The organism is Brevibacillus laterosporus, from assembly GCA_007833815.1.
Taxonomy (GTDB): domain Bacteria; phylum Bacillota; class Bacilli; order Brevibacillales; family Brevibacillaceae; genus Brevibacillus_B; species Brevibacillus_B laterosporus_D.
The window spans coordinates 314808-340316 of record CP033464.1; the positions used below are offsets into that span (position 1 = coordinate 314808).

Here is a 25509-nt window from a genome sequence, read left to right on the forward strand (position 1 = left end):
TCGCGCAAACGGTTGCGCAATTAAACGATTAAAAATATAATGATTACGAGATTTTCAAACATGCAGTCCAAAAAGATCCAAGGAGGTTTTTTTATGCAAGATACCAGTTTTGCCATTCATCCCGGAAATGAAAAAGCAAACAAATCGACTCAATACTATGACATTGGTAATCTAATAGATTATGAAATAAATCAACTCTTCCAATTTCGCTGTGAGCGCGGTTGGGTTACTTTGTCTTTCTATGCGGAGGATATTGCACGCATTACTATGAAACCGCTATCAAAACCAACCATGGAAAGCAGCTTTGCGCTAATGAAAGAACCTCAAGAAATCGAAACTGTTTGCGAGGAACACACCCAGTATCTACTCATTAAAACGGCTCAGCTTCACATAAAGATCAGCAAAATTCCTTTTCGCATTGCCGCTTATGATCATCAAGGCCGAGTACTTGTAGAAGAAGGCAAAAGAGGGATGGCGTTTACCCAAAAACAAGAAATCATCTGCTTTAAAGAGATGGATGCTGCCGACCATTTTTATGGATTTGGAGAAAAAACCAGCTTCCTTGATAAACGTGGTGAAAAAATGACGATGTGGAATACAGACGTCTTTGCTCCACATAATCCAGAAACAGATTCCCTATATGAATCGATTCCGTACTTCATGACGATTCGGAACGGGTTTGCACACGGGATCTTTTTTGATAATACGTATCGAACCGTTTTTGACCTAAAATCTAGTCAGGAAAGCTATTCATTCTGGGCAGAAGGAGGAGAATTAGATTATTACATTCTGGCAGGGCCCACCCCAAAGGATGTTATTGCTCAATACACCACGTTAACAGGCAGAATGGATATTCCCCCCAAATGGGCGCTTGGCTATCATCAATCACGCTACAGCTATAAAGATGAGCAAGAAGTCCGCGAGCTTGTAAGTCTTTTTAAAAAGAAGGAAATTCCTGTCGATGCGATTTACTTAGATATCCATTATATGGATGGATATCGCGTCTTTACTTTTGACTATGACCGTTTTCCACAGGCTCATTCGCTGATACAGGAGTTGAGGGCAGAAGGAATTAATATCATTCCCATCGTCGATCCTGGTGTAAAGCAGGATGCGGAATACCCTATCTATCAAGAAGGTGTCCGTGAAAATCACTTTTGCAAATCTATCGAAGGAAATATCTATCTGGGTGAAGTATGGCCAGGAATCAGTGCCTTCCCCGACTTCTCAAATACGGATGTACGCAGATGGTGGGGACAAAAACAAAAATTCTATACAGACATGGGCATTGAAGGTATCTGGAATGATATGAACGAGCCAGCTGTTTTCAATGAAACAAAAACCATGGATTTATCGGTCATACATGGAAATGACGGAAATCCAAAAAGCCATCGTGAACTGCACAATGTCTATGGACTCTTAATGGGAGAGGCGACCTATACGGGCTTAAAAGAACAGTTATCTGGAAAGCGCCCATTTGTATTGACTAGAGCTGGTTACGCAGGTGTGCAACGCTATGCAGCTGTCTGGACAGGAGATAATCGTAGTTTCTGGGAACACATGCAAATGGCGATGCCTATGTGCATGAATCTTGGGATATCAGGCGTTCCTTTTACAGGACCTGATGTTGGGGGATTTGCGCATGACACTACTGGGGAATTGCTGACACGCTGGACACAACTCGGAGCTTTTACTCCCTATTTCCGCAACCACAGTAACCTTGGCACAGTCGCCCAAGAGCCATGGGCATTTGGGGAAGAAGTGGGAATGATCACAAAGAAATATATTGAGCTTCGCTATAAATGGCTTCCGCACTTATACACGTTGTTCCGCGAAGCACATCAGACAGGTCTTCCTGTGATGCGTCCACTTGTACTGGAATATCCAAATGATCCGCATACGTTTAATTTGTCTGATCAGTTTTTAATTGGTGAGAATGTATTGATAGCTCCAATCACTAGACCCTCCACGTACCATCGTGTTGTTTATTTGCCAGAAGGAATCTGGTACGATTACTGGACAGACACAAAATACGAAGGCGGTACTCATATCATGGTATCAGCGCCCTTAGATACCTTACCGATTTTCGTGAAAGAAGGGGCAATGATTTCTGAAGCACCAGTCAAATTATCCACGAAAGTACCTGACGAGCATGTCATTATTCACGTTTATCCAAGTCAACAGGTAACAGAGTATGTTCTATATGAAGACGACGGTTCTTCTTTCTCCTATCAAAATAAACAATACCTAGAGAGAAAAATTACTTGTCACCATCATGAAAATCAAGTAGAAATAAATATAGAGGACATTCACGCAGGCTACTCACCTTCTTGGAAAACAATGATTTTCCAAATTCATGGTGTAGATGCCATGAAAACCATCTATGTTAATGGTCAAGAAAAAACAGATGCCTATTTGGAAGATAAACATATCCTCACATTTGAACTAAACCAATAAATAGTAGAACAGTTTGGGGAACCTCCCTGACTGTTTTTTCATGAGATAGGATAACAGATAAGCCAAATGAATATAGAGTGGAAAGGGATGGTAACACATGGGGGTAACAATTAAAGATGTAGCAAAAGCAGCAAACGTAGCACCATCTACAGTCTCTCGGGTCGTTGCCAACCATCCACGGATCAGTGAAGAAACGAAGCAGCGTGTTCGGGAAGCAATGGAACAACTCGGCTATCATCCCAACTTTCAAGCTCGGAGTCTCGCTAGCAAATCCTCGCAAACCATCGGGCTGGTGATGCCAGATTCAACGGATCGCATCTTCCAAAATCCTTTCTTTCCTGAAGTGATCCGTGGTATTAGCAAAATTGCTCATAGCCGCGAGTATGCTATCTGTATGTCTACAGGGGAAACCGAGGCAGAATTGTATGATGGCGTAGTGAGAATGGTTCAAGGTGGTCGAGTAGATGGGTTCATTCTCCTCTACTCCAAAATTAACGACCGGGTGACCAACTACTTGAAAGAACGAGATTTTCCCTTTGTAATGGTAGGAAAACCACATATAGACATGGATGCCATTAATCATGTGGACAACGACAATTATACAGCGGCTAAAGAGATTACCGAGTACCTCATCCAGAAAGGTCATGAACGAATTGCTTTCGTTGGTGGCTCACCTGATATGGTCGTAACCGTCGACCGTTTGGAAGGGTACAAACAAGCGGTTATACAAGCTTCCCTCTCCCTACATGATGAATATATCGTCCGTGAAAAGGTTCTACGCGAAGGCGGTGAAGAAGCCGCGATTGAATTAATGAATTTGCCTAACAGACCCACTGCCCTAATCGTTACAGATGATATGATGGCCCTAGGAATTTTGCGAGTACTTAACGAAATCGGTGTTAATGTGCCTCAAGATGTTTCTCTAATTAGTTTTAATAATGCTCTGATCACAGAAATTTCCCAGCCGCCCCTCACCTCAGTTGATATTCAAATTTTTCAGTTGGGATATCAGGCTGGAAAATGCTTAATTGAGAAGCTTGAACAACCAGATGAGCCTACCAAACGCATTATTATTCCCTTCAAGTTGGTTGAACGCAATTCCTGCGAGGACTATATTGCGTCAAAAAAAAGAAATACGTAAAATTAAAGTTATAAAAAGGTTGCCAAACATTCTTGGCAACCTTTTTTGTGCATCATCTATATTGTTTGTTATACCGTGTAACCATCCTTCTCCAACACGCGGCTTGCGATTTGACGCTTCAAACCAATGCTATTAATTGGATCACGACGAGTCAGCTTTTTCAGGATGGATAACCGTAGACGGAGATCGTCCCCCTCTTCCATTCCTGCTAATGCTTCCTTCGCTCCTTGCTCGATACGATCAAAAGCTTCATGCACATATACCGCAGTCATGTTCAACTTGTGCTGTTCTTTGTCTTCTCCATTTTTTTCCACCGCTTTTTCTGTACGCTTCACGGCACTATCCATAGCATACAACTCAATCAGCATATCGGCCGCAATCGCTAGTAATTCTTGCTCCTGATCCAATTGCTTTTGGTATTTCATTAAAGCCGAACCTGCTACCATTAAAATGATTTTGCGAGTCATATCCAAAAGATGTTTTTCAACAGCCAAAGGTGTTTCTTCCAACTCGCTAGGATAGTAGCTCATCAACTCTTCCTGCAAGCCTGTTGCTGCTTGTAGCAAAGGCAACTCGCCTTTCATTGCTTTTTTAACCAAAGTGCCAGGAATCAATAGGCGGTTAATCTCATTAGTCCCTTCAAAAATTCGATTAATCCGAGAGTCACGATACATATTCTCAATTTCATACTCAGCCATGAAACCATATCCACCATGGATTTGCACACCTTCATCTACGCAATAATCCAATACCTCTGAGCTAAATACTTTATTGATAGAGCATTCAATTGCATAATCGGCGATAGCCTTTGCTACCTCGCGTCCATCATTTGCTTTTTCTCCCAAGCTAGACAGAGAAGAATCAAACATACCCACCGTACGATAAACAGAGCTTTCAGAAGCATATACTCTCGCTGCCATAGAAGCTAATTTATTTTGGATAAGCGGGAAGTTTGCAATTGGCGTTTTAAATTGTTTGCGCTCTTTTGCATATTCCGTAGCGATATTTAATGCACGTTTAGCTGAACCTACTGTACCAACTGCTAATTTATAACGACCAACGTTCAAAATATTAAAAGCAATCACGTGACCTTTGCCCTGTTCACCTAATAAATTTTCGACTGGCACTTGAGCATCGTCAAAAATAACAGTGCGAGTAGAAGAGCCTTTAATACCCATTTTCTTCTCTTCTGGTCCAAATGACACACCAGGGAAATCACGTTCTACGATAAAAGCAGTAAAATGCTCGCCATCGATTTTGGCATAAACCACAAATACATCAGCGAATCCAGCATTGGTGATCCATTGTTTTTCTCCATTTAATAAGTAATGCGTACCATCTTCAGACAAACGCGCCGTTGTTTTAGCTCCTAACGCATCAGACCCAGAACCCGGCTCAGTTAAGCAATACGCTGCTAGGCGTCGACCAGATGCAAGGTCAGGTAAGTAACGACGTTTTTGATCATCATTACCAAAGTACACGATCGGCAGAGAACCAATCCCTACATGAGCACCATGACTTAGACCAAAACTACGTGCACGCGCCATTTTTTCCGTAATTAAAGCAGAACTCATTTTATCAAGACCAAGCCCCTCGTATTCCTCAGGAACATCTGCACCTAAAAGGCCTAGTTCTCCTGCTTCTTTCAGAAGGCGTACTGAATGATCAAAATGATGATGTTCAATCTCCTCTAAATGAGGCAAAACTTCATTAACAACAAATTCTTCTGTGGTTTTTGCAATCATTTTTTGTTCTTCTGTATAATCTTCTGGTGTAAATACATCTTCTGCTAAGCCTGTTTCAATTAAAAAACTTCCACCACGTACGATCTCTTTTACATCTGCCATGTCAATTTCTCCTTTCAATTTTAAACGAGCCATCATTCATGCCTCGAATTTTTATCTCATGTACTTACCTTACAGGACCTCAAACACCCCAGCAGCTCCCATACCGCCACCGATACACATCGTTACAACACCGTATTTAGACTCACGTCGCTTCATCTCATTGAGTAGAGAAACAGTTAATTTAGCACCTGTGCAACCCAATGGATGCCCTAATGCGACTGCACCGCCATTAACGTTGACCTTCTCAGCATCAATGCCTAGCTCACGAATAACAGCTAATGATTGCGAGGCAAACGCTTCATTTAATTCAAATAAATCTACATCCTGGATGCTAAGCCCAGCCTGTTTTAGGGCTTTTGGAATAGCTACAATCGGGCCAATTCCCATCACATCAGGATCAACGCCACCTACTGTAAAGGAGAGGAATTTAGCAATTGGCTTGATACCCAATTCATCCGCTTTTTCTCTCGACATCACTAGAACTGCTGCGGCACCATCGCTAGTTTGGGATGAGTTACCCGCTGTCACGCTACCTTTTACATGAAAGGCTGGTCGTAATTTTCCTAAGGTTTCAACATTTGTATCGATGCGTACACCCTCGTCAGTATCAAATACAAATTCCTTCTCGTGACGCTTACCGTTCTCGTCTACGAATACCTGCTTCACCGTTACTGGGACGATCTCTTCCTTAAATTTACCCTCCGCAATAGCCGTCGCCGCACGCTGATGGCTTCTTACTGCAAACTGATCCTGTTCTTCCCGACTAATCCCATAGCGCTGCGCTACTCTCTCTGCCGTATGTCCCATGCTCATGTAGGCTTCCGGCATCGTGTCTACTAGAGTTGGGTTTAAAGCCACCTTGTTACCAACCATTGGTACAAGACTCATGCTTTCCACACCACCTGCAATGATGACATCGGCACCACCACACATGATTTGTTGAGCTGCATAAGCGATACTTTGTAAGCCAGATGAACAAAAACGGTTAATGGTAATACCCGACACATTGGTTGGTAGCCCAGCACGAAGACCGATTAAACGAGCCATATTGGTTCCCTGTTCTGCTTCTGGTACCGCATTCCCGATAATGATATCCTCAATCAACGCCGGGTCCAGATTCGGAACACGGCGAAGCAAATCCTCTACGACATATGCGCCCAGATCAACGGGATGAACATCCTTTAATGAGCCGCGCTTTGATTTACCTACAGCCGTACGTGCTCCTGCCACGATGACTACTTCTCTCATGCTTTCTCCTCCTTCTTTTCCGACGCTTCTTTAGTTACGCAACGGTTTTCCTTTTGCCAGCATGTGTTGCATGCGTTGTTGCGTCTTTTGTGTTTTGATCAATTCGAGGAAGCCTTGACGCTCCAGTTCTAGAATATAAGTTTCGTTAACCTGCGTACCTGCTGGGACATCTCCCCCAGACATGATCCAGGCAATTTTAGTCGCAATCAATTCGTCGTGCTCACTGATCATGCCACTTTGGCGCAATCCATAGATATTCTGGCGTAATGAGGCATATCCTGTCGTTCCGATAGCTGGAATCGTACGTTCAACAGGAGCTGTATATCCTCGTTTATCAAGCTCTAATACCGCCTGTTTGGCATCATACAACAGATGGTCTTGATTTATGGAAACACGATCAGTTGGGCGCATATAGCCCAGCTTAATTGCCTCCTTACCGCTTGTGGATACTTTGGCCATAGCAATTGTTTCAAAGGCACGAGCCACAAATGGGAAAGCATCGATAGGGGTAGGAGTTCCACTCGGAATGTTTTCCATCGAACGGAATAGCATTTCTTTGGTACCACAAGCTCCCGGCAATACACCAACACCCACTTCTACGAATCCTAGATAAGTTTCCGCCGCTAGCTGCACCTGATCAGCCATATAGCAAATCTCTACTCCACCACCAAGCGTCATACCAAATGGTGCAGCTACTACAGGACGAGGCATAGTACGTATCCGATTAACAGTGTTGTGGAATTTCTTAGCCAACATATCCAGCTCAAACCAGTTTTCATCCTGTGCTTCCATCAAAGCCATCGCTAGATTTAAACCAACACAGAAGTTTTTACCCTGATTTCCGATAACCATACCGGTAAAGTTTTTCTCTACTTCATCTGCAGCTTTCGTGAACATTTGTAAAATATCCACACCTAGCGCATTATGCGGCGTAGTAAATTCGAAGCAAGCAACTCCATCCCCTAGATCAATGAGTGACGCGCCTGCGTTTTTAACTACTACTTTACCTTGTTCTTTTAAAGCAGCTAAATTAATGATTTCTTTTTTCTCTTCCAATCCTTTAAAGGTTCCGCCGATGTGAAAAGCAGCTACTTTGCCTTCTGCTTTTTCATAGAAAGAGGTTTTTCCACTAGCCAGTAATTCTTCTACCAACGCCGGAATCGTTTCGCCCTCTTCTCTCATCCGAGCTACTGATTTCTCAAGACCTATGGCATCCCATGTTTCAAAGGGACCGAGTTCCCAGCCAAAGCCCCATCTCATTGCTTTGTCTACTGCTACAATGTCATCAGCAATCTCTGGCACTTTTGTAGCGGCATACAGCATCGTCTTTTTCAATACATTCCATAAAAATTCGCTACCTTTATCTTTTCCATACACAATCGCCTGCAATTTTTGCGGCAATGTTTTGGCTTGTTTAGCAGCTTCCAACGAGGCAAATTTAGCTTTCGCCCGTGGTTTATATTCCAGTGTATTGGTATCCAAAACGAATATCTCTTTGCCTGTCGCCGTCTTCTCTTGCTTAAAAAAGCCCTGACCGCTTTTTTGACCCAACCAGCGGTTTTCTACCATTTTGGTAAGTAGCTCTGGTATTTCAAATGTTGCTTTTTCTACTTCATCCGTCGCTTTGTCACGGACGTTTTTAGCCACGTGCACATACGTATCCAGACCTACCACATCCAAAGTGCGGAACGTCGCACTTTTTGGGCGACCAATTACTGGACCTGTAAGCGCATCTACTTCATCTGCTCCTATTTGAAGACGTAGCATTTCTTGAATAGACACTTGCAAACCATATGTACCAACTCGGTTGGCGATAAAATTCGGTGTATCTTTACAAAGAACGGTACCTTTTCCTAGTACAAATTCTCCAAAATGCATCATAAACTCAACTAAGGCTGGATCGGTGTGCTCACCTGGAATGATTTCTAAGAGCTTTAGATAGCGAGGTGGATTAAAAAAGTGTGTTCCCAGGAAGGATTTTTTGAACTCTTCTGAACAATCCTGAGACATTTCATTGATGGAAACACCAGATGTATTGGAGGACACAATCGCGCCCGGTTTGCGATAAGCTTCTATTTTGGCAAATACCTGTTTTTTAACTTCTACATTCTCAACAACAACCTCAATGATCCAATCTACTTCTTTTAGTTTGTCTAGATCATCTTCCAAATTGCCTACCGTGATGAGGGAGATGGAATCTTTATCATACAGAGGCGCTGGCTTTTCCTTCAGCAGTCGATCACGACCTGTTTGGGCAATACGATTACGAACAGCTGGATGTTCCAGCGTCAATCCTTTTTTGCTCTCTTCCTCCGTCAATTCACGCGGTACGATATCCAATAGATAAGTGGGGATGCCTACGTTGGCCAGATGGGCAGCAATACCAGCTCCCATGACCCCTGATCCCAAGACCGCAGCTTTGTTAATTTTGCGTTCCATGAAGTCTCCTCCTTCATATGCTTGTATCATTGGCTTGATTTAGCAAGTAGGCAGATTTGGTGTCGTTTTTATATTTGAATGAACGCTCATTCATTATCTGCCTATAAAAACATTCCACAAAAATCGTCTTGCTTTATCGATCCCGTGGAATGTTGACATTTGCTACCAATTAAGTAATTGTTCAGCTTCATTGTAAACCAAATAAGCATACCTTGCAATCCTATTTTCTGAATTTCATCACTATTTGTTTAAATCCTACAACCCAATGAAGGATTCATCACGTAGCATGGTTAATTCACCCATAAAGAAAGCTAATTCATCTGTTTCTTCTAGCTTGCCAGCTTCTTGAAGCAATTCAAAGCGACGGAGCATAATGTTAGCGAAATCTTGAATTTGAACAGGGGTTGCATCAGGGTCTACAGAATCATGAATATTAATGCTTTCTACCCCTTCATAATGCGTAATAATGCTGAAATCACCAAGTTCACCTAGATATTCTGTTGAATTGTATTTAGACTTCTCCAATTTAACAATCATGCTTAAAATATCAGCGGCTTGTGAACTGTGAAAAGCAACTTGGAAAAAATCACGGCCTTTTCCATCTTTTGTTTTTACAAGCAATACGTCATACGTCATAAGTTTTCTTTGTTTATTTCCGAATCCGAACATGCGTTATTACCACCTCAAATAACGGGGGCTGCCCCCTATTTTCAATGCTTATCCCTTTTATGATAGTGGGAAAACAGTCAACAAACAACCCCTCGTCGTTCTTTTTTCCCTTTTCTCGCTAGAATATGGTCTTATCATAACCATCTTGCTCTACCTCCATGCTTTTTGCCTAGTAAAATCTAACGGGTGTGAAATCGACTTTCTACTCAAAAACTAGCAAAAGGGCAAAAACATAAACGAGGTGATTGGTTATGAACAAAAAGTGGTACATCGTGTTGATAGTGACTTTAATTATTACAGGCACAACAGGATGCAAAGGTGGAAAACCGCCAGAGCAATCAAAGGATACCAGTGAAAAAGAACAGAGTCAAAAAGCGGAGAAATCTGTTAAATCACAAGGAACGGCAAAAAACAAAAAGGAAGACTCTGCTAAATCTTATGGAAAGACAAGTCAAATAAAAGTAGCCGAAACAAAAAAAGAACAAGCTAAATGGCAAACAACAGCAATGGCTCATATGGAGACCAATCTTAATGATGTGTCCGTTTTCTTACAAAAAGCCGAACAGGTAATTACTGACTTAGAATATATAGCTGCCACCCTACCTAATGGCAAAGAAATTAAGGAAGATGGACTTATCTATCGGCAATTGCCAAAACCTTATGATACAAGAGATGGGATTCTCTTTTTCTTTCAGCAGTATTGGAGTAGACCATTAGCTGTTAGCCTGTACGATCATCTGGACACGAAAATTGTTGATGGAAATGTATATCTTTCTACTTCTACTAAACACTATCCCGTGTTTATCACAACAAAAAATACGAAAGTGACAGTTGAAAATAGTGGGTTGATTGCAGAAGTTACTGGTATTTCACCTACTACCGCCGCTTCTCGATCCCTTGTCCGTTATCACTTGGAACGGGATCACGAATCTAAACGGTACGAGATAACGAAACGCATTGGCATATACGGACAGGAAAATTTCCAGTAACGTCCCTTGACATTTTCCTGTCCTCCCCATCATAATGATGTAAATAATCATACTTCATCGCTTTGAAGGGAAATAGTAAAGCCCCCTTTCTGCTCCAGAGAACGTGATCCATTGGCTGAGAGATCGCGTGCATGAAACAGCTTGAACCCATCCCAGAGCGGCTAGGGACGACCTAGACAGGATTCTTTCCCCTGTTATCAAGGAAAGCGCTTATGGCTCTATCTATGTGCCTTTTTAAGTGTAAAGATAGATGACGATCCATGTAAGATTGGCTCGACATTTAATTAAGGTGGTACCGCGAAAGTAAACCTTTCGTCCTTATGTTTTTCTAAGGATGGAAGGTTTTTTTGTTTGTTAGAGATGAAAAGGAGTGCAGATCAACATGAAGCAGACTGGAAAAATACGCATTGTAGTGAAAGTAGGAAGTAGTTCCTTAGCAAAAAAACAAGGCGGTTGTGACCAGCAAAAAATGAGTCTCTTGGTAGACGCCATTGCTGCCTTACGTAATGAAGGTCATGAAGTAGTACTTGTGAGTTCTGGAGCTGTAGCAAGTGGATATTGCCTGCTAGGGTACGAACAACGACCAAGAACCATTGTAGCTAAGCAAGCCGCAGCAGCCATCGGGCAAAGTATCTTGATGGAGCATTACTCCGCTTTGTTTGCTCACTATCGCTATCATATCGCGCAAATTCTGTTGACTCGCAGTGACTTCTCTGATCAGGAACGTTACCGCCATGCGTTTCAAACGATGTCACTACTCCTTTCACGGAACATTACTCCTATTATTAATGAGAATGATACTGTTTCCGTTACAGAATTAACGTTCGGCGATAACGATATGCTAGGTTCCTTAGTGGCTGGTATGCTGCATGCTGATATCTACATCATTTTGACAGATACTGATGGAATTTATGATAAAGATCCAAGAAATCATCCCGAGGCAAAGCGTTTCGACAAGGTTACTACAATTACTGACGAAATTAAAGCAGTGGCAGGGGGTTCTGGTTCATCTCTTGGTACCGGGGGAATGCAATCTAAAGTAATCGCTGCTGAAACTGCCCTAAAAGTGGGCACTCGTACATTTATTGGCCGGTTATCCACCAAAGATAGTTTATTACACGTTATTAATGGGACAGGTGAAGGAACGTATATTGGAGCTTTTGGTGAAACGAACTCTGGCACTTCTTCTCCTCATTCCTCTGAAAAACGTGAGAGTGTCTCCACGCAAAAGCAGTGGATTGCCCTACATTCCGCTATCGCTGGTCGCTTGCATGTAGATGCTGGAGCCCAGGAAGCTATGCAACAACGCAAAAGCAGTCTGCTTCCAGCAGGAATTACCAGTGTGGAAGGTGATTTCTCGCAAGGGGATGTTGTAGAAGTGTATGCTCCTATTGGATTAATTGGCCGAGGGGTTTGCCGATATGACAGCGACCTATTACGTCAAATCATTAGCGAGCCGCAAAAGGAGAAACCTATTACTGAAGCAATCCATCGAGATCAATGGGTGTCTCTACCTCATCTCATGCAAAAATAGGAAGGAATAAGGAGTGGAAGAAAAATGAGAGAAGGAAACCAACAAACAAAATCAGCTTCCCAACAGGTTGCTGAGCAAGTTACCAAACAAGCAAAGCTAGCCCAACAAGCATCACGTCAATTAGCTCTATTGTCCAGTGAGCAGAAGAACGCTGCTTTACGCGCTATAAAAGAGCAACTTGTAACTGATCGGGATTATATCTTGGCTGAAAATAAACATGATGTAGACAAAGCAATAGCAAGTGGGCAACTCGATAGCTTTATTGATCGCCTTAGTCTGACACCCGAACGTATTGTTGCTTTGGCTGATAGCTTAGAGGATCTGGCTGTTCTAGCTGACCCTGTTGGCGAAACAACGGCAGAGTGGGTACAAAAAGACGGTTTGGCCATTCGTTCTGTTCGTGTGCCACTTGGTGTAGTGGGCATGATATATGAAGCACGTCCCAATGTTACAGTCGACGCAGCTGCCATTTCATTAAAAACAGGCAATGCTGTTGTACTGCGTGGTAGTGCCTCTACTACTCGTTCGAATTTAGCGTTGGTAAAAAGCATTCAAACTGCTTTACAAAACATGGGACTACCACATGAAGCTGTGCAATACCTATCTACGACAGATCGGGGAGCTGTGGATGTGATGTGTAGCCTACATGGGATTATCGACGTGATCATCCCCCGTGGAGGAGCATCGCTAATCAACCGTGTTGTGAAAAATTCCATCGTACCGGTTATCGAAACTGGGGTGGGCAACTGTCATATTTTTATTGACCAAACGGCTGATTACTCCATGGCAAAAGCCATTGTGCAAAATGCAAAACTAAGTCGTCCTGCTGTTTGCAACGCTCTTGAATCCTTGCTCATTCATAAAGATTTTGGGCAGGATCAGTCAATAACCCTTTTGACTTCCCTTCTTGATGCAGGGGTAGAACTACGTGCATGTGAACGGACCATTGCTTCTTATCCAGAGTTACAAGATCGCTTTGTCTTGGCTACAGAGCAGGATTGGCATGCAGAATTCCTTGATGCAATTCTAGCTGTTAAAACAGTTACTAATTTGGACGAAGCGTTGGAACACATCGCCACTTATGGTACCAAACACTCGGAATCTATTTTGACCCAAGATCAAGTCCAAGCAGAACGCTTCTTGCAAGCAGTAGATGCTGCTGTCGTTTACCATAATGCTTCGACTCGGTTTACTGATGGTGGTGAGTTTGGTTTTGGTGCCGAAATTGGTATCAGTACACAAAAATTACATGCTCGTGGTCCCATGGGGCTAACAGCTTTAACTTCTATTAAGTATCGTATCTTAGGTAACGGGCAGACACGTTAATGTCCATACACGAAAGGAGGTCTCTCTCATGAAGAATCATCAAGACAACCAGATATGCCAACAACTACACGTGGGTTTTATGGGAGCAGGTTCCATCGTAGAAGCCATATTAAAAGGTATCACAGCTAAATATTTACTACCTGCCAACCACATCAATGTGACCAATCATTCAGATGATGCACGATTAAGCGAGTTGCAAGAACAATATGGGGTTACTCCAAACCGTGATCTACCAACCATGCTTGCACAATCCGATGTATTATTTTTGGCGATGAAACCAAAAGATGTAGCCACAGCTTGCCAGACCTTACGCGATTATGTTACACAGGATCACTTAGTTATTTCGGTCATTGCCGGCGTCCCTACCTCCTCGATTCAGGAGTGGCTCGGAGTGGATTGTCCAATCATTCGTGCCATGCCAAATACGTCTTCCGCTGTAGGATTATCTGCAACTGGAATGGCTGCCGGTAGATATGCGTCTGAGCACCATATGGCGATTGCTGAATGTTTATTTCAGTCAATCGGTCATGTATGTACGGTTCCCGAACATGAATTAGATATTATCACTGGTTTATCTGGAAGTGGTCCCGCCTATATTTATTATCTCGTTGAGGCAATGGAAGGGGCTGGACAAAGGGCTGGTCTCACACAGGAGATGTCTCGTGAGTTAACCGTGCAAACCTTGCTAGGTGCTGCCCATATGTTAATGGCTACCAAAGAAGAACCCGCTGTGCTTCGTAAAAGGGTAACTAGCCCAGGTGGAACTACACAAGCAGGTCTGGAAGTATTGGAGGCGCGTGGATTTAAACAAGCAGTAACAGAGGCCGTCCTTCGAGCTACAGAACGTGCACGGGAGCTAGGAGCACCTTTTCGATAAATTACGGTTATCTACTTCCCTCCCTGTGCTTGACCATTCCATGTTATACTGAATAAAAAGTTGAGGAGGGAAGTTTTGTGCAAGTATATGCTCTCTATGGCCCAAGTGGTACAGGTAAAAGCACCAGTGCATTAAGTCTCGCTCACTCACGTCACATTGATGCCATCATTGATGATGGGATTCTCATCTATGAGGGCCGAAAGGTTGCAGGCTACTCAGCTAAATATGAAAACACGAAAATCCGTGCGGTGAAACGTGCTATATTTCATTTTTCAGATCATGTCGATGAAGTACAGCGCGTCTTGCACAAGCTTCCTATAGAAAAAGTATTAATTTTAGGCACATCAACGCGGATGATCGGAAAGATTGTAACTGCACTTGATTTGCCGGAAGTAATTGAATACATACCGATAGAAGCGATCAAGCCAGAAAAAGAAATTGAAGCAGCACGCTATGTTCGCGAAACGATGGGTCAGCACGTGATTCCTATTCCACGAGTTGAAGTGGAAAAAGATTTGTTTAAGCGTATTGTTGATTCTGCGTGGCAAATCTTTACCTCTAAAAAACAAGTAGGTGAAACCACTGTTGTTCAACCCTCCTTTTCTCAAGGTCGTATTCAGATTCATGAACAGGTGTTACGTAAATTAGTGCAACAAGCCTGCTATCGACATAGTGCAGTCGTCAAAGTGCAAAAGGTGGATTATACGTTTCAAGCCATGCCTCGCCTACAAGTCACACTAATTGTACAAGCAAAGCTAGGTGAAGATTTACGTTCCCAGTTAATTGAGTTACAGCACCAATTGCAAGAGGAGTTAGAATACTACTTATTCATTGCTCCAGCCAGTATTGATTTTGAGATTACTGCTGTGCAATTCATACAGGCTACAAACAATAAGGAAAAGTAGCTTGCTCCCTACATATACGATAGCTACGAAGTGATAAGAAACAATTGAACCTCTCATGGCTAAAGCCACAAGATTCCTGCGCTATCACATCCAACGAAGTGAGAATTAGCAGGCTATCCCCGTAGTCCCTACGGTTATTGAAAAAAAGTGTAGCCCTTTTCTTAAACGCCGATTTGGTGTAGGAAAGGGCTTTTTTGTCACGTATGAAACCATCTTTTCAAACAAAAGCTACCTTTGTAAACTGTCTATGATTTGAAAGGGGGACTTTACTATGCAAACCATCTCTTCTACATTAGCAAACGCCCAAAATCAGCAAATTCCATTCCCTACTCCACCAAAAGTAATTACAGGCAAGGATTTAAATTATCTAAAGGATGCTTTGTCTTGGGAATTAAATGCATGTAAGAAGCTACATTCTTTTGCAGAGCAGGTAAAAGATCCACAGATAAAAGATCTTTTAAATAAAACCGGCTACATGCATCAAATGCATTATGAACAACTGATAACGCATCTTACTATCAACAATACAAACATCATAAAATCCTTGCCACAAATGCAATAATTTCAAGGAAAGGGAGGGTACGTCTCCATGCAAAACAAACAAATTGCTAATCCGCAATCAAACCAATTACCACAAGTCAAAGGGCCCGAAATGAATGATCGTGATTATATCAATGATGCACTTAGCACTTGTAAATATTTGACTGACAGCTTAAATGATGCCGTTCGTGAAGCGAGTCACGCACAATTGCATGAAACGTATATGCAATTATTAATGGAGACTCACCAATCAGCCCGCGAATTGTACAATTGTATGTTCCAAAAAGGCTGGTACAAGCTTGAGGCGGAAGATCAACAAAAGGTAACACAAGCTCACCAACAATTTAGCGGTTATTCGACTCAGTATCCGTATAACCACTAAGTTACCAACAAAAAAGATGACTCCCACATCACATGGGGTCATCTTTTTCCCTGAAGCAAGCTTTTTAAACGATTTTTATTTCGTCACAGGAATATCTATGTTCCAATCAATATCAGTGTTTTGTTTCTGCGCTACCTTATAGTGTTGGAGGTGTTACCTCTTTTGATGCTACAAATGAAAAGTTCTTGAAGGTAAACGTATTACCAAGCGAATCCTTTTGTGTAACTGGATTTTTAGCTAGTTCCATTGTCCCCTTGCAAGACTTGCTCAATCAGCTCGTGATCGTCCTGCATGTACGTCTATCCTCCCATTCAAAAAGAAATGCTGCGCAGCCTATTCTTTTTGCTTGTCATAAGGTATAACGTAAAAAATGAAAATCTATTTTTGAACATAGAAAAACCCGATTAAAAGACTCCACAAACACGTCTTTCATTCGGGTTAAACTGTAGCTTACATCCTATTCAATCTTTGGTTACTTATTTACATGATAGCCTCTTCTGGTTTACGTTTCCAAGGTCCATAACAAATGAGCAATAAAGGAATGATTCCAAGTAACGTAGAAACTCCAAAGAATGTATACGTACGTAAAATACCGTAGTATTCCATGACCCAGCCTGCTGTATAATTAGCGAACATAGAACCTAATCCCTGTCCAAAGGAAGCAAATAGGGCAAGTGCTGTTACCTGCAATGCAAGAGGTGTATTATCACGTACATATTGGGCAGCAGTAGCTAGAAATAGCCCAACTGATAAACCTTGCAAGAAGAATAAACTCAGGATGATTGTCGTACTAGGAGCAGATCCATAGAAAAACCAACGGGCACTAGAGACCACACAAGCAAATAATAGGGTTTGCTCCAAACCAATTTTTTGGACAAGGCGCGAAGCCATTCTCATACAAGGGACTTCACTACCTGCAAACAGTAAGAAAGCAAAACCTAATGCGGCAATCTCGCCGCCAATATGTTGGTAATATAGATTAAACCAGGTATTATGAGCATTTATCGAACCAAATACGAAAAACGTGCAGAGTAGAAAGAGTACGAAGCGTGGGATTTTAAAAAGCTGCCCAGCTCCTTTTAAACTATTGCGAGGAAGAGACCCACGTTCAATCCGCTCATCTGGAATTCTGACCAAAAAGAGCACAGCGAGAAAATAAGCAATTCCTGTACTATAAAAAATAGCGGACGGTCCCCACTGCTGAACCGCTAAAGCTGTAAGAAAAGCAGCAATGGCAAACCCAATAGCGCCCCATAAACGAATATTACCAAAATGCATGGAGCGCTTGCTCACATAGCTAAGCGTTAAACTATCTGAGATTGGGACAATGGCGCACTGGAAAACAGACCATAGCGCGATGGTAAAAAACACCCATGCATATGTGTTAATAAAAGTAAACAGAAAGGAGACACAAGCTACAGCGAAAAGAGCCATGATTAGCGCCTTTTTACGAATTTGAAACCGATCACAAAGCATGCCCCACAGCGGTTGTAGCATAAGCGAGACTACAGGAGTGATAGAACTGAGAGTACCAATTTCAATCCCATTTAAATGAATGGATTTGAAGTACTCTGTTAAGAGGGGCGAGTAAGCTCCCATAGCGTAATACAAAAAGATATAAAGACCACTTAAAGCCACATAGGCGTTTGAAGCGCTTTCGTTTGTAAAAGAATCTTGTTTGTTCAGGCTGTTCATGCAGATTTCTCCTCGACTTTCCACACAAAGAACAGCTTCAATCGGATTGCCGAAGAAGCTGTTTTCGTATCAGGTTACTGCTTTTACTCTTTTATCTATTCTTTCACAGTTGGTAATAACTTATTGAGATTAACCGTTCGTATTTTCTCCCATGTTTCTGGATTATGCTCATCAAACTGTTCTAAGAACGCAATTACTTCTCTTGTTAACGGCGTCGGAGTTGATGCTCCTGAAGTAACAGACACACTATTTTTACCTTTCAACCACTCAATGTTTAGCTCAGACAAGTCGGAAATGCGATAACTAGGGATACCTGCAATCTCCTCTGATACCTGTGCTAAACGATTGGAGTTATTACTTCGAGGATCACCCACTACTATGGTTACGTCAGCTTTCCCTGCATGTTTAGCTACCGCTTCCTGTCTGACCTGTGTAGCCATACATATTTCGTTGTGAACCTCTACAGTAGGGAATCTCTCTACAATGGCTTCCATTAGGTGCCTTACATCCCATTGGCTCATCGTCGTCTGATTGGTTACCACCAATTTGTCGCTTGTAATTTGTACGTTTTGCAGGTCTTCCAGCGTTTGAATCAGGTGAACCTGGTCAGGTGCAATCCCGATCGCTCCCTCTGGTTCTGGATGTCCCTTTTTACCAATATAGAGAATATGGTAGCCTTCCTCAATCTTTTCTTTAATCAGAACGTGCGTTTTCGTTACGTCAGGACAAGTAGCATCCACAACCGTCAGTCCTTTTTCCTTGGCTTTTTTACGGACTTCCGGCGATACTCCATGTGCTGTGAATATAACGGTTCCTTGATCAATTTTATCTAAAAGCGCTAGACGATCTTCTCCATCCAACGTGATAACTCCTTCACGTTCAAAAGCATCTGTCACATGCGCATTATGCACGATCATTCCCAAAATGTAGATAGGGCGCGGCACATTTTGATTTTTGGCCGTTTTAATAGCCAGTACCATGGCATCCACTACGCCATAGCAATAGCCACGGGGAGCAATTTTTACAACTTCCATATCAGCATAGCCCTCCTTTTCTGCCCCTTATTATAACATTAGAATGCACTTTCACGCTTTTGTTCATAAACTTTTACGTTATTATAAACAATTCGTAGCATCGGTGTTTCTATTCCATGCTGTTCGGCAAGGCGAAGCAAGTAACCTTGCAAATGCTCCCCTTCAATCGGTAACCCTTTCTCCATATCTCGTAACATAGAGGATTTCATTTTGTAGCCCTGTTGTTCGAAAGCGCTCGTCGCCATTTCTAGTAATTGATCAGAGATAGGGGCACCAATCGCCTTCATAACGCTCACACACTCTTCCGCCAATTGTTTCGTTAGCTCCACCCCATACGGTGAATCGCGAATTGGTCCCACTGCAGCGTTCGTCAACGTGGTAATACCTGACAGCATGGTGATAAACAAATATTTGTGCCAAGCCTCTTGCTGAATATTTTCTGACAGTTCAAAGCTCGCATTGGCCGCTTTTACATACTCATACAATCGCTCTACTCGCTCAGACGTACCACCATTCCATTCTCCAAACGTTAGTCGATGTACCTTGCTGGTTTGGACAACATCCCCGTCTGCGTTAAGTGTCGTTTCGATAAAGCATAAGCCGCCCAAAACTCTATCTGCTCCAAAGCGTTCTTGTAGTAGCTGCATATGAGCGATCCCATTTAAGAGCGGTATAATCATGGTATTTTCACCCACATACGGGGAAATATCGTTCATTGCATCATCCAATTGGTATGCCTTTGGTGATAGCATAATGACATCAAAAGGAGGAGCCTCTTCTCCAGCTAGTAATAAGTCGGGATGGACTGTGGAATCGCCGTTAACACTTTGAATAAGTAAACCTCTCTCGTCCAACTGTGCCTTACGTTTTGGACGTACAAGAAAAGTAACATCTCTGCCACTCTCCAGCAAACGACAACCGAAATATCCACCGATTGCACCTGCACCTACCATTAGTGTCCGCATTTACATGACCTCCTATGATCATTATGTAAAGCTGTTCGCTCCTTGTTGTATCTTCTCACATATATTGTAGCTGGTTTTTTAGAAATCCCAAGTAGAATTTTTCGAACAATGTGTAGAGGAAAATAGGGGTAAGGCTATAAAGAAGAAATGTGATTTACCGTCCTTTGTAAAAATAAAAAGGAGTCTTTCTTTCAAAATGAAGGACTCCTTTTCTTTACGAGTTGTGTATTTATTTATGATCAATCCCAATAATTTCACTAATATGTGTAAATCCATCCTGCTCCAATATCTGAACCAGACGTTTGTTGATCTCTGTGGCAGCACCTGGTCCCACATAAATCATGCTCGTGTAAATCTGGACCATAGACGCTCCTGCTCTCATCATGCGATATGCATCATCACCAGTGAAGATACCACCTACCCCAATGATCGGCAATTTATCGCCCACTTCTTTGTAAATATCACGCACGCATTCAGTTGAACGTCGCAATAACATAGGACCGCTCAGTCCTCCTGTTTCCTGCGCCAGCGTACGATTGGTGACACCCTCTCGAGACAGAGTAGTGTTGGTAGCAATTAATCCATCCATACCCTCTTCCAAGGCAACATGAACAACATCTTTCATATGTTCATCTGACATGTCTGGGGCTACTTTTAAAAGAACTGGTTTACGCTTCGCACCGTACTTCTCTAGCTGATCCGCTTTCTGGCGAATCGTCCGAAGAAGATGGCGTAAACTGTCTACTTCCTGCAAGTCACGTAAGTTAGGAGTGTTAGGTGAGCTTACATTAATTGCAAAATAATGCCCATAGGGATATAAAGCTTCAAGGCATTTCTCATAATCGTTTGCTGCTTGATCATTTGGGGTCAGCTTGTTTTTACCGATATTCACACCAACAGGCATGCAAGCATCTTGGTAATGATTTAATGATTTCGCTGCTGCTTGTACACCATGGTTATTAAAACCCATGCGGTTGATAATCGCATCGTCTTCCTTCAAGCGAAAACAACGTGGCTTGTCGTTTCCTGGTTGGGCTAACGGAGTCAGTGTCCCTACTTCTACATGACCAAATCCAACTGATCCCAGGGGACGATAAACCTCCGCATTTTTATCGAAACCAGCTGCAATCCCTACTGGGTTAGGAAATACAATATCCCAAACTTTGTTTACGAGCATTGGATTTTCATAGCCATACATCATGTTTAATACCTTTTTGCCTAAAGGAATGCTGTCGGCAATTCGTAATCCTTTAATCGCATTCTCGTGTGCCGATTCAGGCTCCATTTTAAAGATAAACTTTTTTAGGTGCTTATACATTGTTGCCACTTCACTCCTAACGCATATTCTGTTCTCGATATAAGAGCATACCATAAACCTTTAGCATTGGATATAAAGTCAAAAAAAGAAAAAGTGCCATACCTTTTTTAACAAAAAGTATGTCACTTTTTCAAATGAATTATTTTTATAATTTGGAACTTATTATTTACTTGCTACTAATAAAGCATCTTCCAAAGCAACAAATGGTAGATTATGCGTATCAGCAACTGCTTTATAAGTTACTTGACCGTGTATAACGTTAACCCCTTTTCCTAGAGCTACATTGCTACGGATCGCTTCTACATATCCTTTGTTAGCAATTTGTACAGCGTAAGGAACTGTTACATTTGTCAGAGCAAGTGTAGACGTACGAGCTACTGCTCCCGGCATATTTGCTACTGAGTAATGGATAACACCATGCTTTTCATATGTTGGGTTATCATGTGTAGTGATCCGATCAATCGTCTCAATAGAACCACCTTGGTCAATTGCAACGTCAACAATCACAGAACCTGGAGCCATAGATTTTACCATTTCTTCTGTTACCAGACGTGGAGCACGTGCGCCTGGGATAAGAACTGCTCCTACTAACAAGTCTGCTTTTTTCACTGCGTTAGCAATGTTAAAGCTGTTAGAAATCAATGTATGAACGCGTCCACCAAATAGGTCATCTAACTGACGAAGACGATCTGCACTAATATCTAGAATTGTAACATTTGCGCCTAAACCTACCGCCATTTTCGCAGCGTTAGTACCTACGATACCACCACCTACGACAACTACTTCACCTTTTGGTACGCCTGGAACACTACCTAGAAGTACACCTTTACCGCCGTATGGTTTTTCGAGGAATTGAGCTCCGATTTGTACGGACATACGTCCTGCTACTTCACTCATTGGCATTAAGAGTGGAAGAGAACCATTTGGCATTTGAATAGTCTCATAAGCGATTGCGATCACTTTTTTGTCAACCAATGCTTTGGTCAATTCTGGTTCTGGTGCCAGGTGCAAGTAGGTAAATAGAATTTGTCCCTCACGGAAATAGTTATATTCAGAAGCAAGTGGTTCTTTTACTTTCATAACCATATCAGCTGCCCATGCATCTGCTGCTGTTGGCACGATAGTAGCACCCACTGCTTGATATTCAGTATCAGTAAATCCACTGCCAAGGCCTGCATTTGTTTCAACTAACACCTGATGGCCGCTTTGTACGAATGCTGTCACTCCAGCAGGCGTGATTGCTACACGGTTCTCGTTGTTCTTAATCTCTTTAGGAATCCCGATAATCATTATAAAATCCTCCCTTGATAGCCCCTGCTCAGTTCTCTTTCACTTACAATATCTTCTTCACTACTCAATAATACAGCGTTTTCATAAAGGGAGCATTAGAGATTCCCTTGAGAGAAAAAGCGTTTGTTTGTGAATTTTCACAAATGCATAAAAGTTTTATTCCAGCTTCATTACCTTTAAGTCAATATATAGCGAATATCGTTGGTTTGGATCATCTAAATCAATTTTCATAATTTCCTCAATCCGCTTTAATCGATAGCTGAGCGTATTAATATGAATATGCAGATGGGCTGCTGTTCGATTTACCTTTCCGACATGGTCGAGAAAGACTTCCAATGTTTCCGTCAAATTCGTTTGGTTTTCTTGATCATAATAAAGTAGCTTAGCCAAATGATCATTCTTGTAAGCTTGTTCTTTATTCCAGTTTTTCATCTGTGGTAAAAAACGATAGATTCCCAATTGCTGAAACCTCAGTATCCGCTCTGTTTCATGAGGGAACAATCGTTTTACGACATTCATCTGTAATGCCTCTTGATAGCTTTGACGCCCCTCGGTTAGTGAACGAACAGGACGACCACAACCAATATAGACCTTTCCCTTTCCAAACTTGTCCGTGAGCTTAGACATACTATCCTCTAAAAATTGCTCGGAAAAAGAGACTAAAGCATCTTCTGTCACAGCTTTTCCCTTGGGGTGTTGCATGAGCAGAATGAGTTGAGAACCATCTGTTAGACTGTAGATTTTATCTCGCATCAACAGGGGATATAGTAATTGATGCACCTGTTCACCCTTATCTTCCAAAACCTCTATCGTACAAACAAGTAGAGGAGGAATTACTTCCATATGTAGACTGATCGCTTTCTGTTGTAGCTTAGGCTCTTCCCCATGACCACCTAACAGAAGCTCCCACAAAAATTCCTTTTGCCTGTCCTGTTCTGCTTTACGTTTCCCTTGTCGTTGTAGTAGTCGGGGTACCGCTTCCTTAGCCGCTTGACGCAAGATTTCATCATCTTCGGAAGTTAAAGGACGATTTACCTCTTGTGCCCAGATATAACCCAAGATATCATTGCCTCTCCGTATGGCGATCGCAACCCGCTTTCCAAGTCCAATCTCCGTCTTTTCAGGAATATGTACGGGGTCCTTTTGTGAAAAGAGTTGTTGAAAAACGCCATCCTTCCAGAGGCGTGTTAATACTTTTTCTGGCACGCGTCGTCCCATGATCGTAGACCAACGAGCCTGATCTGTACTATCTCCATGCGAACTATATGCAATCAGTCGATGATCCAAATCTTCAATGGTAATCGGATTTTGTAATAGTTCACCAATAATATCCGCCAATTCATCAATATCACTATGCTGATGCTGCTCAAAATATTTTTGTTGCATACATGAATTCCCCGCTTTTTTAGTTACCTACATGGATCCGTTATCATCCTTTTGTCTCTTCATTATAACGAATGGTCATAGGGGGAAAAAGCGTTTTTTAAACGAAATGTTTCCAATAATAGCTTTTACATTTGTTGCTCAACCACTCGCCTATTTGCAAAATTCTTTTGAAAGATATAGTAGTAAAAAATGGCCGCTAGAAGCATGCATGTGCCGTGTATGAAGAATAAGAAGCTTACACCTATATAAACGGGGAAAGTAACAGCGATAATCCCCAACGTAACAGAATGTGACAGCATCATCATAGGCGTAAGGCATCCATATACTCTTCCAATTATTTTGGGGTCAACTAGACTTGGCAACCAACCACCAAAACCTATATTTAATAAGGGAAAAGCCAGAGAAATGAAGAAATCAAGGAGAATAAAAACGGAGACGTTGTTCGTAAGACCTGAGAAAACAACCGAGCTCCCCATAATCACAAGGGAAAGAACTGCTATGTGATATAGTTTCATTTTAGTTGCTAAATAGGACCCGACTACACTTCCAAACAAAGCACCTACTCCTGACACAATCCCCATCCATAGCAATACTGTCTCATATGACTCTGGAGCAAGTTTGTACTTCAATGCATAAGTAGGAATGAGTGCATAACCGGCATTTATAATTCCAAATAGAAAAAAAGCACTTGATATGGCTAATACTAGTTTATTATTCCAAATATATCCAACACCTTTACTGAAATCTGATATCAAGGCTCCTATTGATACATCTTTCCACGACTTTTCACCATTTGGTAATCTGATTTCTACTTTGATATGGCATAATTGGATTAGCAATCCAGATACCAGATATGATATGGCATCTACCAAGATTGCTCCCTCTATACCAATGTGCCAATAAAGAAAGATACTAATGGAACTGCCTACTAATATAAGAATACTGTTTACCATTTGATTTAAACCGGTAGCTACTGGATATTCCTTTTCGGTTAAAATGCCTTGCATGATTGCTCTTTGTGCAGGACCAAAAAAATTAGAGACAGCACTCCTCACAAATATGATGAAAAAGGAAAGGACGATGGAATCAATGGCAATAGCAAAAAGTAATCCTAGAGAAAGAAAGGCACAAATAAAATCCGCCCAAGAAGCAATCTTTTTGCGGTCAAAACGATCTGCCACAGCACCGATGAACAAGAAAATGACAAGCATGGGGAGAGAGTACATTAATTCTGTAATGGTAGCAAAGATAGGCTGTGAAGAAAATCTTGTAAGAATATACAATGTGAATGCGATGAGACCAATTTTATTGCCCATAGAGGAGGTTACATTCGCCAGAAAAAGATATGTATAGTTTTTATTTTTGAATATTCTTATGATATCCAAACCAAAATCTCCTTCTTAACGTACAAATATTTTTAGATGCTACAGGGCATGATTGCATGTACTTACTTATTATCTTAGTTGA

At 41.9% G+C, this 25509-nt stretch carries 20 protein-coding genes; 9 read left to right on the plus strand and 11 right to left on the minus strand.

The genetic code is table 11. The annotated features are described in order from the left end of the window. Positions 1-93 precede the first annotated feature (93 nt). Positions 94-2457, plus strand: a complete 2364-nt coding sequence (locus EEL30_02745) for a DUF4968 domain-containing protein (GenBank protein QDX91387.1) — start codon at positions 94-96, stop codon at positions 2455-2457. Between the two features lie 97 nt (positions 2458-2554). Continuing rightward, a complete protein-coding gene (locus tag EEL30_02750; protein ID QDX91388.1) occupies positions 2555-3598 on the plus strand; it encodes a LacI family transcriptional regulator in 1044 nt (347 codons plus the stop codon). Between the two features lie 68 nt (positions 3599-3666). On the opposite strand, the gene EEL30_02755 is transcribed toward EEL30_02750, so the two are convergent. From EEL30_02755 to EEL30_02770, 4 genes are all read right to left on the minus strand, one after another. Further along, positions 3667-5445, minus strand: coding sequence for an acyl-CoA dehydrogenase (locus EEL30_02755; protein QDX91389.1), 1779 nt, complete (start codon positions 5443-5445; stop codon positions 3667-3669). A 69-nt stretch (positions 5446-5514) separates the two neighbouring features. Next, complete coding sequence (locus EEL30_02760) at positions 5515-6693, minus strand: acetyl-CoA C-acetyltransferase (protein QDX91390.1); 1179 nt, start codon at positions 6691-6693, stop codon at positions 5515-5517. Between the two features lie 30 nt (positions 6694-6723). Next, on the minus strand, positions 6724-9132 hold the full coding sequence (locus EEL30_02765; protein QDX91391.1) for a 3-hydroxyacyl-CoA dehydrogenase/enoyl-CoA hydratase family protein: 2409 nt from the start codon (positions 9130-9132) through the stop codon (positions 6724-6726). A gap of 255 nt (positions 9133-9387) precedes the next feature. Further along, positions 9388-9801: a hypothetical protein gene (locus tag EEL30_02770; GenBank protein QDX91392.1), complete on the minus strand. Its 414-nt coding sequence runs from the start codon at positions 9799-9801 to the stop codon at positions 9388-9390. A 251-nt stretch (positions 9802-10052) separates the two neighbouring features. Between EEL30_02770 and EEL30_02775 the strand changes: the two genes are divergently transcribed. From EEL30_02775 to EEL30_02805, 7 genes are all read left to right on the plus strand, one after another. Then, positions 10053-10790: a hypothetical protein gene (locus EEL30_02775; protein ID QDX91393.1), complete on the plus strand. Its 738-nt coding sequence runs from the start codon at positions 10053-10055 to the stop codon at positions 10788-10790. Positions 10791-11172: 382 nt separating this feature from the next. Then, positions 11173-12324: a glutamate 5-kinase gene (gene proB, locus EEL30_02780; protein ID QDX91394.1), complete on the plus strand. Its 1152-nt coding sequence runs from the start codon at positions 11173-11175 to the stop codon at positions 12322-12324. Positions 12325-12348: 24 nt separating this feature from the next. Next, the gene (locus tag EEL30_02785; GenBank protein QDX91395.1) at positions 12349-13650 is read left to right on the plus strand and encodes a glutamate-5-semialdehyde dehydrogenase; all 1302 of its coding nucleotides are present in this window, start codon (positions 12349-12351) and stop codon (positions 13648-13650) included. A 28-nt stretch (positions 13651-13678) separates the two neighbouring features. Further along, entirely contained in the window at positions 13679-14527 is an 849-nt protein-coding gene (gene proC, locus EEL30_02790; GenBank protein ID QDX91396.1) for a pyrroline-5-carboxylate reductase, read from the plus strand. Positions 14528-14604: 77 nt separating this feature from the next. Then, positions 14605-15432 carry a hypothetical protein gene (locus EEL30_02795; GenBank protein QDX91397.1) on the plus strand — a complete coding sequence of 276 codons (828 nt, stop codon included), beginning with the start codon at positions 14605-14607 and terminating at the stop codon, positions 15430-15432. A 271-nt stretch (positions 15433-15703) separates the two neighbouring features. After that, complete coding sequence (locus EEL30_02800) at positions 15704-15994, plus strand: ferritin-like domain-containing protein (GenBank protein QDX91398.1); 291 nt, start codon at positions 15704-15706, stop codon at positions 15992-15994. A gap of 27 nt (positions 15995-16021) precedes the next feature. Beyond that, positions 16022-16354 (plus strand): spore coat protein, encoded by a 333-nt coding sequence (locus tag EEL30_02805; GenBank protein QDX91399.1) that lies wholly within the window; start codon positions 16022-16024, stop codon positions 16352-16354. Positions 16355-16834: 480 nt separating this feature from the next. Here EEL30_02805 and EEL30_02810 read toward each other — a convergent pair whose 3' ends face one another. From EEL30_02810 to EEL30_02840, 7 genes are all read right to left on the minus strand, one after another. Further along, complete coding sequence (locus tag EEL30_02810; protein ID QDX91400.1) at positions 16835-18049, minus strand: MFS transporter; 1215 nt, start codon at positions 18047-18049, stop codon at positions 16835-16837. Positions 18050-18144: 95 nt separating this feature from the next. Beyond that, positions 18145-19083 carry a 4-hydroxy-3-methylbut-2-enyl diphosphate reductase gene (locus tag EEL30_02815; GenBank protein QDX91401.1) on the minus strand — a complete coding sequence of 313 codons (939 nt, stop codon included), beginning with the start codon at positions 19081-19083 and terminating at the stop codon, positions 18145-18147. A 38-nt stretch (positions 19084-19121) separates the two neighbouring features. Beyond that, complete coding sequence (gene panE / locus EEL30_02820; protein QDX91402.1) at positions 19122-20048, minus strand: 2-dehydropantoate 2-reductase; 927 nt, start codon at positions 20046-20048, stop codon at positions 19122-19124. Between the two features lie 229 nt (positions 20049-20277). Next, the gene (locus tag EEL30_02825) at positions 20278-21366 is read right to left on the minus strand and encodes a quinone-dependent dihydroorotate dehydrogenase (GenBank protein ID QDX91403.1); all 1089 of its coding nucleotides are present in this window, start codon (positions 21364-21366) and stop codon (positions 20278-20280) included. 162 nt (positions 21367-21528) lie between these two features. Then, on the minus strand, positions 21529-22656 hold the full coding sequence (gene ald, locus EEL30_02830; GenBank protein ID QDX91404.1) for an alanine dehydrogenase: 1128 nt from the start codon (positions 22654-22656) through the stop codon (positions 21529-21531). A gap of 156 nt (positions 22657-22812) precedes the next feature. Further along, on the minus strand, positions 22813-24042 hold the full coding sequence (locus EEL30_02835; GenBank protein QDX91405.1) for a PucR family transcriptional regulator: 1230 nt from the start codon (positions 24040-24042) through the stop codon (positions 22813-22815). 125 nt (positions 24043-24167) lie between these two features. Then, positions 24168-25427 (minus strand): MFS transporter, encoded by a 1260-nt coding sequence (locus tag EEL30_02840; protein ID QDX91406.1) that lies wholly within the window; start codon positions 25425-25427, stop codon positions 24168-24170. Between the last annotated feature and the right edge of the window lie 82 nt (positions 25428-25509).